This is a genomic window from Vibrio sp. R15-SG3-ISO1A (genome assembly GCF_059833955.1).
In genome coordinates this window covers 43247-56250 of the sequence record NZ_JCBDGH010000098.1, presented here as the reverse complement: position 1 = coordinate 56250, position 13004 = coordinate 43247, and the positions used below count along the sequence as shown (strand labels likewise).

General features: G+C 49.5%; 13 protein-coding genes. 3 read left to right on the top strand and 10 right to left on the bottom strand.

What is annotated here, in order from left to right; genetic code table 11:
* Nucleotides 1–47: 47 nt before the first annotated feature.
* The 4 genes from serS to AC6R0L_RS18185 form a co-directional block, all read right to left on the bottom strand.
* On the bottom strand, nucleotides 48–1355 hold the full coding sequence (gene serS, locus AC6R0L_RS18200) for a serine--tRNA ligase (protein ID WP_334552554.1): 1308 nt from the start codon (nucleotides 1353–1355) through the stop codon (nucleotides 48–50).
* 115 nt (nucleotides 1356–1470) lie between these two features.
* Nucleotides 1471–2817, bottom strand: coding sequence for a replication-associated recombination protein A (locus AC6R0L_RS18195; protein ID WP_500630080.1), 1347 nt, complete (start codon nucleotides 2815–2817; stop codon nucleotides 1471–1473).
* A gap of 2 nt (nucleotides 2818–2819) precedes the next feature.
* Nucleotides 2820–3416, bottom strand: a complete 597-nt coding sequence (lolA, locus tag AC6R0L_RS18190) for an outer membrane lipoprotein periplasmic chaperone LolA (protein WP_334552555.1) — start codon at nucleotides 3414–3416, stop codon at nucleotides 2820–2822.
* A gap of 58 nt (nucleotides 3417–3474) precedes the next feature.
* Nucleotides 3475–4080, bottom strand: a complete 606-nt coding sequence (locus tag AC6R0L_RS18185) for an SEC-C metal-binding domain-containing protein (RefSeq protein ID WP_500630057.1) — start codon at nucleotides 4078–4080, stop codon at nucleotides 3475–3477.
* A 104-nt stretch (nucleotides 4081–4184) separates the two neighbouring features.
* Between AC6R0L_RS18185 and dusC the strand changes: the two genes are divergently transcribed.
* A complete protein-coding gene (gene dusC / locus AC6R0L_RS18180) occupies nucleotides 4185–5144 on the top strand; it encodes a tRNA dihydrouridine(16) synthase DusC (protein WP_500630056.1) in 960 nt (319 codons plus the stop codon).
* Between the two features lie 26 nt (nucleotides 5145–5170).
* Here dusC and AC6R0L_RS18175 read toward each other — a convergent pair whose 3' ends face one another.
* From AC6R0L_RS18175 to cysB, 5 genes are all read right to left on the bottom strand, one after another.
* Nucleotides 5171–5965: an ABC transporter ATP-binding protein gene (locus AC6R0L_RS18175; RefSeq protein ID WP_334552559.1), complete on the bottom strand. Its 795-nt coding sequence runs from the start codon at nucleotides 5963–5965 to the stop codon at nucleotides 5171–5173.
* On the bottom strand, nucleotides 5962–6903 hold the full coding sequence (locus AC6R0L_RS18170) for an ABC transporter permease (RefSeq protein ID WP_334552560.1): 942 nt from the start codon (nucleotides 6901–6903) through the stop codon (nucleotides 5962–5964). Before AC6R0L_RS18170 ends, AC6R0L_RS18175 begins: the two co-directional genes overlap by 4 nt.
* A 77-nt stretch (nucleotides 6904–6980) precedes the next feature.
* Entirely contained in the window at nucleotides 6981–7946 is a 966-nt protein-coding gene (locus AC6R0L_RS18165; RefSeq protein ID WP_334552561.1) for an ABC transporter substrate-binding protein, read from the bottom strand.
* Between the two features lie 179 nt (nucleotides 7947–8125).
* Nucleotides 8126–9352 (bottom strand): methyltransferase, encoded by a 1227-nt coding sequence (locus AC6R0L_RS18160; RefSeq protein ID WP_500630079.1) that lies wholly within the window; start codon nucleotides 9350–9352, stop codon nucleotides 8126–8128.
* Nucleotides 9352–10326, bottom strand: coding sequence for an HTH-type transcriptional regulator CysB (cysB, locus tag AC6R0L_RS18155; RefSeq protein WP_334552562.1), 975 nt, complete (start codon nucleotides 10324–10326; stop codon nucleotides 9352–9354). The genes AC6R0L_RS18160 and cysB overlap by 1 nt, the downstream gene beginning before the upstream one ends.
* A 294-nt stretch (nucleotides 10327–10620) precedes the next feature.
* Between cysB and AC6R0L_RS18150 the strand changes: the two genes are divergently transcribed.
* A complete protein-coding gene (locus AC6R0L_RS18150) occupies nucleotides 10621–11382 on the top strand; it encodes a DNA repair protein (protein WP_334552563.1) in 762 nt (253 codons plus the stop codon).
* A gap of 65 nt (nucleotides 11383–11447) precedes the next feature.
* Nucleotides 11448–12227 carry a tRNA isopentenyl-2-thiomethyl-A-37 hydroxylase MiaE gene (gene miaE / locus AC6R0L_RS18145; protein ID WP_500630055.1) on the top strand — a complete coding sequence of 260 codons (780 nt, stop codon included), beginning with the start codon at nucleotides 11448–11450 and terminating at the stop codon, nucleotides 12225–12227.
* 56 nt (nucleotides 12228–12283) lie between these two features.
* On the opposite strand, the gene pyrF is transcribed toward miaE, so the two are convergent.
* Complete coding sequence (gene pyrF / locus AC6R0L_RS18140; protein ID WP_500630054.1) at nucleotides 12284–12979, bottom strand: orotidine-5'-phosphate decarboxylase; 696 nt, start codon at nucleotides 12977–12979, stop codon at nucleotides 12284–12286.
* Between the last annotated feature and the right edge of the window lie 25 nt (nucleotides 12980–13004).

The window sequence follows — 13004 nt, the reverse complement described above, 5'->3', positions numbered from 1 at the left end:
CAACATCAGCCCCTTTTTATTTCAACGATGATGACACCGATAGGTCATTAACCGATGTGCGTCGCGCCGCCCATGTAAGGTTGCAGCACAGCAGGAATCTCAATACGGCCATCGGCTTGTTGGTTGTTCTCAAGAATCGCCACCATAGTACGCCCCACTGCGAGGCCAGAGCCATTAAGTGTGTGGACCAACTCAGGCTTCTTCTCGCCTTTACGACGGAAACGCGCCTGCATACGACGAGCTTGGAAGTCCCACATGTTTGAACAAGATGAAATCTCACGGTAGGTCTGCTGCGCCGGTACCCAGACTTCCAAATCGTAAGTCTTACGCGCACCAAAGCCCATGTCACCGGTACATAGCACTACTTTACGGTAAGGAAGTTCAAGCAGTTGCAGGACTTTCTCAGCATGACCCGTTAGCTCTTCCAGTGCATCCATTGAATCTTCTGGTTTGGTGATTTGAACCAGCTCAACTTTGTCAAATTGGTGCATACGAATCAAACCACGCGTATCACGACCGTACGATCCCGCTTCAGAGCGGAAACAAGGGGTGTGAGCCGTCATCTTTAGAGGCAAATCCGCTTCATCAGAGATGGTGTCACGCACCATGTTGGTCACTGGCACTTCTGCGGTAGGAATCAATGAAAGACGACGCAGCTCTTCGTCGCTGGCTTTCTCTTCAAGCGGCTCGGTATGGAACAAGTCTTTACCAAACTTAGGTAGTTGTCCTGTGCCAAACAAGCTGTCAGAGTTAACAAGGTACGGCACGTACATTTCCGTGTAGCCGTGCTGCTCGGTGTGCAAGTCCAGCATGAACTGTGCGATCGCACGGTGAAGGCGAGCAAACTGACCTTTCATGACAATAAAGCGCGCGCCGGTGATCTTGGTGGCGCTAGCAAAATCAAGACCGCCTGCAATCTCACCTAAATCGACGTGATCTTTCACTTCGAAGTCGTAAGTTTTAGGTTCACCCCAACGTGAGATTTCCACGTTGTCGTTTTCGTCTTTACCGTCTGGCACATCCTCTGCAGGCAAGTTAGGCACAGATAACGTAATGTCATCGAGCTTAGCCATTATCACGTCCAGTTCCGCTTTTTTCGCGTCAAGATCGCTACCAAGAGAACCGATTTGCTTTTTGATCTCTTCTGCGCCGGCTTTGTCACCTTTCGCCATCAATTGACCGATCTGCTTGGAGATGGAGTTACGAGTGGATTGTAAATTTTCAACTTCGACTTGAATCGACTTGCGTTGCTCTTCAAGTGTGCGGATTGTCTCAACGTCAAGGTTAAAGCCTCGGCGCGCTAGTTTTGCAGCTGTGTCATCCAGCTCTGTACGAAGTAATTTAGAATCCAGCATTGTTAACCCTATGCTTATCAATAATGTGCTTAAAGAATGTGCGTTTCTGATTTTGGCCTGCCACTGTGGTGCTTGGCCAAAACCACAACCGAATAAATGTATCTAAAATAGGCGCTTATTCATAGCGCTTTTGTGGGCTTTTTGCGTCTAAACTAGCCAAGTAATCTAACTTTTCGCCAATTTTCGTTTCTAAGCCACGATTGGTCGGCTGATAGTATCGCGTTTCACTCATTTCTGGTGGCAAGTAGCGCTCGCCTGCGGCGTAGGCACCTGGCTCATCATGCGCGTAGCGATACTCCGCGCCGTAACCCAAGTCTTTCATCAAGCTAGTGGGCGCATTGCGTAAATGGACAGGCACTTCGTACTCAGGCAGATTGTGTGCATCTGCCAAAGCTTGTTTCCAGGCACTATAAACCGCGTTGCTCTTTGGCGCACATGCGAGGTAGACCACCGCTTGCGCGATCGCTCGCTCACCTTCGGCCGGCCCGACTCTGGTAAAGCAATCCCAAGCCGATAGCGCCACTTGCATGGCTCTTGGATCCGCATTACCAATATCTTCCGACGCAATCGCCAACAGGCGTCTTGCGATATAAAGAGGATCGCACCCTGCGGCAATCATTCTCGCCGACCAATAGAGCGCAGCGTCGGGGTTAGACCCACGGATGGATTTATGCACCGCAGAAATCAGGTCGTACCATATATCGCCTTTGTTATCAAAACGGGAGACTTTTTCACCTGCGACTTCGGCAAGCAGCGGTAAGGTAATGGCTTTGCGCCCCTGCGCATCATCTTGAGCCATGTCGTACAACAGCTCGAGATAATTGAGTGACATTCGTGCATCACCATTTACTAGCTCAGAAAGCCGCTCTAACACACCCTCGCCAAAGTCCGCGTCAACATGGCCGAGTCCGCGCTCGGTATCGTTAATCGCTTGATCAAGCGCTTGGCGGATTTCCGCTTGAGAAAGCGAAGTCAGTTTGTACACGCGAGCTCGTGATAACAGCGCATTATTAAGCTCAAACGAAGGGTTTTCTGTCGTAGCACCAATAAATGTGACAGTGCCATCTTCAATATGTGGCAGAAAAGCGTCTTGTTGTGATTTGTTAAAACGGTGCACCTCATCCACAAATAGGATGGTGCGTCTACCTGTCAGTTTGTTTTCACGTGCTTTTTCAATCGCAGCGCGAATCTCTTTCACCCCAGAGGTAACGGCCGAGACTCGCTCCACTTCAGCATTGGCGTAATTCGCGGCCACTTCCGCTAAGGTGGTTTTACCGGTGCCCGGTGGCCCCCATAAAATCATAGAGTGAATGTGACCAGCCTCCAATGCACGGCGCAGCGGTTTACCTTCACCGAGAATATGTTGCTGGCCGATGTATTGCTCCACCGTTTGCGGGCGCATTCGAGCGGCAAGAGGACGAAAATCTTCGTCCCCTAAAAAGTCTAACGAGTAATTACTCACCATTAGTTCCTTTGATCGTCCACTTCCACACCCTCAGGGATTTGGAACGTGAACTTATCGGCCGACGGCTTGCCAAGGCGGATATCATCAAAGACAAAGTTGCTGGTTTGCCCATCTTGCTCCACCACGCTAAACCCTTTGACCGCACCTTTCGAGTTAATTTCTAAGCGAAACTGACCTTGGTTTGAATCCACAGCAGTCGGAATAAGGGTAAACTGGTCGCCCTCTTGACTGACACGATAGTTATCCCAATCACTGGCACGATTACGGGTAAGCAACACGAAAGGTGTCTGCTCCGTCGCTTGCTCTTGCGAATAAATGCTCACCTGCTCGATAAACGGGCTGTAGTACCACAAGCTCTCCCCGTCGGAGATCAATAAGTTTTCATCGGGTAACGTCGTTTCCCAACGAAAGAGGCTGGGTCTCGAAATATCGACTGTACCCTCTCCTTGCATTACGACGTCGCCCTCTGGGCTGACCACTTTTTGACTGAAATTGGCACTGAAGCCTTCGGTTTTTTGTAGGCGCGCGTTGAGCTCATCTTTCGGCGCAGCAAGGACAGAACAACTCATCAAAAATAGAGCGGCTAATTTTTTCATTTAGGTTCCTTTTTTACACGTAGACCCAGTCATTCGACCTACATCTCGGTATTTTGTTCTATTGACCACAGCACTGTTTGAATTTTCGGCCGCTTTCACACGGACAAGGATCGTTTCTACCGATCGATTTGTAAGGATTGACGCTTTGCGCTTTCGCTCCGACTAATTGCTCGTCGGCCGCTTGTGCCACTTCGATCAGCATCAGATCTAATTGGTCAACCAAATCCTCTAACGCTGGCGGCGTATCGATGCCCGCTTCACGCATTTGCTGTTGGGTTTGTTCTTGATCAATGGCCAGCATCATGGTGGTCAACAGTGCCTGTAACATGCGCTCCGTACCATCACTCAAGGTCAGGCCTTGCCACTGGGTTTCAATCGTCGGCCACAAGGTCATGAAGCCTTCTGCCACATCGGCCAACTGCTCATCTCGCGGCTCAGCCAGCAACGCAAGCAGTGAGTAATCATTACGTTTGATCGCACTGTACTGCGCGGTGATATGTGACTCGATAAGATTCGCATCAACCTGATCAGACAAGAGCTCACCCACCCACTGCTGCGGGGCAAGTGGCTTGGTCGCTAGGTTAGCGGCCAAGGTAAGTCCTTCAAAAAACAAAGGCGATTCTTCACAGGTGGCGGGGTCAAGGATTAACAATTGATAGGTCATCTAGCTTCTTTTGGATTGGGAGAAACCGTCGCATTATACCCCTAGCTAGTGACAATCGAAAGCGAACCCACTAGAATCACGCCTCCCGCAAAGAGGTGAGTGTTATGCGCGTTGTTCTTGGCCCGATGGAGGGCGTCCTTGACCATTTAATGAGAGAAATTCTCACAGATATTAATGATTACGATCTGTGCGTCACCGAGTTTGTCCGTGTCGTGGACCAATTACTGCCAGAACACGTTTTTCATCGTCTTTGTCCAGAATTACAGCAAGGCTCTCAAACCAAATCAGGCGTGCCTGTTCATGTCCAACTGCTTGGTCAAGATCCGCATTGGATGGCGGAAAATGCCCTGCGCGCAGTAGAGTTGGGTGCAAGAGGGATTGACCTTAACTTTGGTTGCCCGGCCAAACTTGTGAATAAAAGTAAAGGTGGCGCCGCCTTATTGCAGCATCCTGAATTGATTCACAATGTCGTCAAAGCCTGCCGCGACGCAGTGGATGCGCGCGTTCCTGTCAGCGCTAAAATCCGTTTAGGTTGGGAGAACCCGGAAGATTGCTTCGAGATTGTTGATGCCATTCAATCGGCCAACGCCGATGAGCTCACTGTGCATGCGCGCACCAAAACGGGCGGCTACAAAGCGAGTGAAATTAAGTGGGAGTACATTGACCAGATTCGACAACGTTTTTCTATCCCACTGATCGCCAACGGCGAGATCTGGAACTATCAAGATGGGCAAGCGTGTATCGAGACGACTGGAGTCGACTCACTCATGGTTTGCCGAGGCGCCTTCAACGTGCCCAATCTTGGCAACGTGGTCAAACACAATCACGCCCCAATGCCTTGGGAAGACGTCGTCAAGCTGCTACTGGTCTATTCGCAGTATGAGATGAAAGGCGATAAAGGGCTCTACTACCCGAACCGCGTGAAGCAGTGGTTCTCCTATTTGCGTCAGCAATACCCGCAAGCTGATGCTCTGTTTCGCGAAATTCGAACCTTCAACAAAGCTCAGCCTATCGTTGATCATATTGAGCGTTATCAAGCAACGCTGTTAGAAAATGCATCCTAGAGAAACACTCTCTAGGATGCATGCCGTTAATTGAGCAGTAGACTGTCGTCGGCCAACTCTTCGCCCCGTACTTTGGTGAACATCTCGAGCAAATCAGGCACTGTCATGCCCGCTCGTTGCTGACCTTGAACATCGAGTACAATTTCACCTTGGTGGAGCATCACAGTGCGATCGCCACACGCAAGTGCATCTTTCATCGAATGCGTTACCATCATGACGGTCAAGTTGAACTCGCTGACAATGGTTTTGGTCAAATCAATAATGAACGCGGCCATACGTGGGTCCAGCGCGGCGGTGTGCTCATCAAGCAAGAGTAACTTGCTGTCCGATAAAGTGGCCATCACCAAGCTGACTGCTTGCCGCTGCCCGCCAGACAAAAGACCAATGTTATCACCCAAACGGTCTTCCAACCCTAAGCCCAAAATGCTGATGCGCTCTTGAAACAGACGACGCCGTTTGCTCGACAAGGAGAGACTCCAACCGCGCTTTTTGCCTCGCATATAGGCCAGCGCCATGTTCTCTTCAATGGTGAGCTCACCACAAGTGCCTGCCAACGGGTCTTGGAACACGCGCGCACATTGACTGGCGCGCTGGGAAACCGTTTGTCTTGTCACATCCAGTTCATCAATCACTACTTGTCCACCCACCATAGGTGTTTCACCGGTGACGGCACCAAGCAGCGTCGATTTACCCGCACCGTTTGAGCCGATCACGGTTAAAAACTGATGCTGAGGTACCTCAAGATCGACACCTCTTAGCGCGCGATTTTCCAAAATGGTCCCTGGGTTAAAGGTGACTTGAATATCTTTTAGCCGAATCATGCGACGCCTCCATTGCTATCGTTTTGCTTTGACGCCCGTGGTGCCTCGGCAGGACTAGGCTTTTTTGCCTTTATGTTGCCTTTCAACTTCGGTGCAATCAGTGCTAGCGCAACCAATACTGCTGTCACTAAGTTAAGATCAGAAGCTTGTAAACCGAACATGCCAGAGCTGAGCGCAAAGGCGACAGCCAAACGGTAGAGCACAGAGCCGACGATCACCGCTACCACCGCGACCCAAATTCGTCGACCCGGGATCAAAGTTTGACCAAGAATCACCGCCGCGAGACCGACAACGATCGTGCCGACCCCGGAGGTGACGTCGGCAAAGCTGTTGGTCTGCGCAAACAAGGCCCCCGCGAAACCCACGAATCCATTGGATAGAGCAAGGCCAAAATAGGTGTAAAAGGAGGTGCTTGCACCTTGTGCTGAGACCATGCGCGCATTCACACCCGTCGCTCTCAGCCCTAAACCGAAATCACTGTTGAGGAGTCGAATGACGAACCATGCGGATAACAGCACCAACACGCCCACTAACAGCGGTCGAACCAACATGGGATCGCCCATCGTTTCGAACGGTGTCAGAATGGTATCTTCACCCAACAACGCCATGTTAGGGCGACCCATGATGCGAATATTGATCGAAAATGCGGCGATCATGGTGAGTATCGACGCCAACAGATGCAAGATGCCACAGCGCACGGCAAGAAAGGCCGTGACCCACCCTGTCATCGCTCCGGCAACAATAGCCATAAAGGTTGCAACCCAAGGGTTAATGCCCGCAACTATCGCAGTCGCCGCCACGGCGGCTCCCATAGGAAAGCTACCATCAACACTTAGGTCAGGAAAATCAAGTACACGAAAGGTAAGGTACACGCCAAGTGCCACAAGGCCGTAGATCAATCCAATCTCAAGTGCACCAAAAAAAGCGAAAGCAGACATAAAAACTCCCTTTTCTGCTAATACTCTCCGTTTTTCAGGTGAGAGGTGAGGGAGAACGGGCCTCCCTCGTCAGTGAATTACTTCACGCTTGTCGCTCGTTCAATCACGGCGCTAGGAATCGTGACGCCGAGTTTATCAGCCGCCGTTTTGTTAACCACGAGGTCAGAGCCTTTCGCCACTTTGACATCCAATGTCCCTGGCTCAGCGCCTTCTAGAATCGCGGCAACATAATCGGCAGTTTGCACGCCGACTTGGTAGTAATCAAACCCCAAGCTTGCAATCGCACCTTTTTCTACATAGGAAGTTGCTCCGCCTAACACGGGTGTTTTCGCTTGGTTTGCCGCCACGATCATACCTTCGATCGCGCTGGCAACGGTGTTATCGGTCGGTGCGTAAATTACGTCAGATTTGGCCGCAATGGCTTGTGTCGCTGACTGAACGTCTGCACTTTTCAGCGCCGTCGCTTCGACCACCGTTAGGCCTTTTTCCGCAGCGGCCTCTTTTAACAGCTCGACTAACGTCACCGCATTGGCTTCACCTGGGTTAAACACCACACCAATAGACTTGGCTTCAGGTAAGATCTCTTGGATAAGCTCAACATGCTGCTTGACAGGCGAGAGGTCAGAAAGACCGGTGACATTCTTGCCCGGTTGTTCCAGTTGCTTAACCAGTTTCGCGCCCACTGGATCCGTGACCGCCGTAAATACCACTGGAATGTTACGCGTTGCCGACACCAAGGCTTGCGCCGTCGGCGTTGCAATGCCTACCAATACATCTGGGTTTTCACCAACAAACTGACGAGCGATCTGAACGGCAATCGCTGGGTTACCTTGTGCGGTTTTATAATCAAATTCTAGGTTTTCGCCCTGTTTGTACCCTTTCGCTGCCAAACCATCTAATAGACCTTGACGAGTCGCATCAAGCGCTGGGTGTTCAACGATCTGTGAAACAGCAACCGTAGCAGTTTTCGCTGCAATAGAGGTCGCATTAAGAAGCGCCGCACTGGCCAGTACTGCGGTGGCAAAGATTTTACCTGCTTTCATCTTAACTCCTTGATATAAGCAATAACGATGTTGTGTTTGTAATTAATGAGGGTGTGCTTGTAATAGTTATACCCATGCTTCATGTATGAGCATGGTATTCATTATTACCAACAAGGTGATGAAAAAGGAAGCAACTTTTAACAGTGCAGTAACAAAAAAGAGAGGCGGGTAGACTTCAGTCACGACTGACGTTCAGCATGGATTAAAATGTTGCGCGGCGTGGTTTCTCTCGAACAAAATTCGCCTACGTAGACGCGGTATCCGTTCTGCTCTAGGTAGAGCGCTTTGTCCATCACTAGCCACAGTTCAAGCACACGGCGAAAAACTTGCTGACAAAGACTCAATCGCTCCATCTGCCAATAACGCCTCATCCCCTGCTGTTCATAGTCAGCAAAGTCAACGCTCGGTAATTCTATCCCCTTTTGTTGACATGCCCAGTGACAAAACGACTCAAAGCCTTCGGATAACTGTGATTTTTTCACACTGGGGATCGGCTCATAGTGACGATAACCCAATGTTTGACGAAACAGACAATCGAGCCCTAGTCGATACCTCATTTCCAGTTGGCGATGGCGTTTGACTCGCTCGCCGCCAGTCACGGTTTCTTGTAGCGGGATCCGCAGTTCTTGCTGGGTTAATCCAAGGCTTGATGCCTTTCCTTGAGCCGAGAGAGTTTGATAGGTCTCATCTTCGATTAAATGATAACAGCAGGGTGATAAGGTCACAGCGGGCAGCTTTGCGGCAATGGACTTGTGCATGAGTGAAACGTGTAAATCACCACAAGCGTGAAGCGCCACCGCGTGTTGATTAGGCTTTAGTACCGATTGGCTTTCGTTGCTCAATGCATCGCCTTGAACAAACGTCATCGTCAAGCCCATCTGATCCGCTTCCGCTTGCCCAGATAAACAGAGAGCCGCTTGGTACTCGAAACTGGTGACGTTTTGCTGAGAGTGACTCGCCAAGATACGGCCGAGATAACCTTTACCCGAACACCACTCCAACCACTCATCGCCTTTGTGATGCGCCAGCGCTGCGCTGCCCACTAAGGTGATCTGTCGAAGTTTTCTGCCGGGGATCCCTTTGTCTAATCCGCGAGGCAGTGACACGCTCTCAACGTCTGTCGATAGATGGCTCGCGGTCGGTAGTGAATAAGGCGATAAATCGGTAAGCGCTTTGATACTGCCTAGCTCAGGAAAATGTGGCGTCATCGCGGCGAGCAGCGCATCGGTATCCGATTTGTACTGCTCAGTCTCCTCATCCGACAAGGCATTTAACCAATGGCAAAGATCGGGGTTGATCGCTTGCCAAGGCAGAGAAGAGGCGCTGCTCGCGAGAAAAGGCTCAAAACGCCAATAGACTTGATGTTGGCGTAAATAGTCATCCAGCGCTTGGAAGTGCCTCACGATCATCGCACTGGCAGTTCGATGTCTTTAAACATCTCTTCAATTTCGGCGTTGGATTTTAACGTCAGAGCTTGCTCAACCACAGGGCGAGTCAAGTGTGGCGCAAAGCGCTCCATAAAATCAAACATGTAAGAGCGCAAGAAGGTACCACGACGGAACCCGATACTGGTGGTGCTGGCGCCAAAGATGTGGCTTGCATCGATGGAAACCAAATCGGTATCCTGAGTTTTATCAATCGCCATGCTGGCAATCACGCCGACTCCCATGCCCATTTTTACATAGGTTTTAATCACATCTGCATCGGTCGCAGTGAACACGACTCTTGGCGTTAAACCAACCTTATTAAAGGCCGTGTCGAGCTCAGAGCGGCCTGTGAAGCCGAAGACGTAAGTCACCAGAGGGTATGAGGCAAGATCTTGAATGGTCACCTGAGCTTTCTGCGCCAATGGGTGATTTTTAGGTACCACAATAGAGCGATTCCAGTGGTAACACGGCAACATGATGGCATCTTGGTAAAGGTGCAGTGCTTCCGTCGCAATGGCAAAGTTGGCAGTGCCTTTCGCAATCGCTTCTGACATTTGCGAAGGGGTGCCTTGGTGCATGTGAAGGGAGACTTTAGGGTATCGCGCCGTAAACCCTTTGATCACATCCGGCAAGGCATAACGCGCTTGGGTATGGGTCGTTGAGATATTGAGCGTGCCCATCTCCGGGTGAGTGTGCTCACCGGCGACCGCTTTGATGCTCTCAACACGCGCGAGGATCTCTTGAGAAATACGAATGATGTCTTGGCCCGCGCCCGTTACCTGGGTAAGGTGTTTGCCGCTGCGCTCGAATATTTGAATGCCGAGCTCATCTTCAAGTAATCGTACTTGTTTGCTGATGCCAGGCTGCGATGTATAAAGACTTTCCGCCGTCGCGGAGACATTCAAATTGTGATTGACCACCTCAACAATGTACTTCAATTGTTGTAATTTCATTCTCGACCTCGTAATCCCTTACCTACGCACGGCAAGTGCCAACATATTTTATAATATTTAGTTATAACGCCTCTAGGCTTAAAATAATAGTCCTATGCTTTAAATGCGACGCAAAAGCATAACCAAATTGGACTCAAGCGGATGTTTTGCAAGCAGAGGCGCAGATTTGCTCAGCAGTTGATGTTTTTCATTACTTTAAATAATCTGTTGAGTAATAATATAAAAAAGTGTCTAGCGGCGATGGATCATGTATCCTTAACTGCTAACCATGACGGAACATAAGATACGGAATTTATGAATATTGGTTTAATCATAGCGCTCGTTGCCATCTTGTTGGTTCTCGTTCTTGGCTACAACATTATGCTTCAGTATAAAGTGAAAGTTGAAACGGCCAAGAAACAAGAAAGCTCACGTTACCTGCAAATCATTGATGCAACAGAAGAACTTATCGGTCACGCGCACCACCTTCCTTATAGTAAAGAGCTACTCGTTTGCTTAAACAATCGTATCTTAGATTCATTGCAAAGCATGTATGAACTGGATCCGAAGAACAAACAATTGGAACAGCGTGTTGAATCCGTCAAACAACAAATTGCTCAATTGAAAAATAGTGAGTCAGGTGAGAGTACCGCTTTCAAGGTGCCGACCAGTGACAAACAAGCCATTGTGATGCTTAAGCTGGTGAAACGTCTTCGTGATACCGTTCGCAGCGAACATAACAAAGGACGCCTAGACACTCAGACTTTTGTCACTGAGAACGCGCGTCTGGAAACCATTCAGATTCGCATTAATATCGAAAATGTTATCAAACGTTCCAACGATGCGATCGTACGTGGCCAACCAGGTACCGCGATTCAACTGCTACGCAAAGGCTTAGATGCATTAAGCACAAAAAATGACGCTTACTCCAACCAAGCGAGAGAAAAGCTGCAAGAGATGTATGATCAGCTTGAGCAGAAACGTCAATCGCGCAACGCGGAAGAGTTACACCAAATCGAAGAGAAAGAACGTCAAGACGATATGGACGTGCTCTTTGGTGCCAAGAAAAAATGGTAATATAATCAGTTATCACCCTTTTCAAAGGTCGCGATTGCGACCTTTTCTATTTAAACAGAAACCCCATGTCAGATTTAGCTCAATACCAGGATTTACTCTCTCCCATCCATCAATTTCTTCATTGTCACACCCCAGAGGAGTGGGTCAACGAAGCGAGTAAACCAGAGAACCTGAAAACCGTGTTGATCGACCACTTGCTTTGCGAGCTAAAGGCAGGCCAATCTGCGATGTACTTAATTCGCAAGTATGCGGTTGATCCATCGAGTGCGACAGCGTTACTTGAATGGTTCAAGCCCTATGAAGATTTCGCCTATCGTCAAACGGGTAACCTAGAGACACTGAAAGGCAAAAGCAACATTACTAAATCAATCATGGCGAAATCGGATTCAGCCTACAGCCAAGCGCTGATCGATAAGATGGTGTTACTGATCAAAGAAGAGTTGCACCACTTCTATCAGGTGCTGGAAATCATGGAACAACGAGGAATCACGTACGAGCCGATTCCTGCCAGCCGATACGCAAAAGGCCTTATATCAGAGATGGCAACGCATGAGCCGCAAACACTGATCGATAAATTGATCATTGGCGCCTATATCGAGGCGAGATCGTGCGAACGTTTTGCCAAACTGGCGCCATTAATGGATGAAGATATTGGTAAGTTTTATATTTCCCTGCTCCGCTCAGAAGCGCGTCATTATCAAGACTATCTCGTGCTCGCTGAGGAGATCGCAGGCAAAGACATCTCAGATCGCATTCACTATTTTGGTCAGAAAGAAGCCTCGCTTATTTCATCACCCGATGCTGATTTTAAGTTCCACAGTGGCGTACCACTTTGCGCCGAATAACCCCAAGAACGCACAAGGCCAGCAATTTGCTGGCCTTGTTGGTCATACACTATGATTTAAGCCAATGTGGCGTTGATCTCTGCCAACACCGCCGCAGGGTCGCTCGCCTGCGTGATAGGGCGACCAATCACCAGATAATCTGACCCTGCTTGAATGGCATCAACAGGCGTCATAATACGCTTCTGATCCCCCACTGCTGCGCCCGCTGGTCGAATACCTGGTGTGACCAATTTAAAGTCACGACCCAACTCACTCTTAAGCATGCTCGCTTCTTGCGCCGAACAAACAACACCGTCCAGCCCAGAATTTTTAGTGAGCGTTGCAAGGCGTACCACTTGCTCTTTAGGCGCGACATCCAATCCAATGCCCGCGAGATCCTGCTGCTCCATACTCGTTAGTACAGTAACTCCGATGAGCAGCGGGCGATCTTTGCCATAAGGCTCCAGTATCTCGCGTGATGCCGTCATCATGCGTTCACCGCCACTGGCGTGAACATTGACCATCCATACCCCCATCTCAGCAGCAGCGCGAACGGCCTTGGAGCAGGTGTTCGGAATGTCGTGAAACTTGAGGTCGAGAAAAACAGAAAAGCCGCGCTTGTGCAGCTCGTTGACGAAATTGGGACCAAAGAGAGTAAACATCTCTTTACCAACTTTGAGTCGGCAAGACGCTGGGTCGATTTTATCAACAAAAGTCAGTGCGTCAGCTTGGTTGTCATAATCCAGCGCAACTATCACTTTTTGGTCGATCATTTCATCTCCTAATGTATCTATAAGT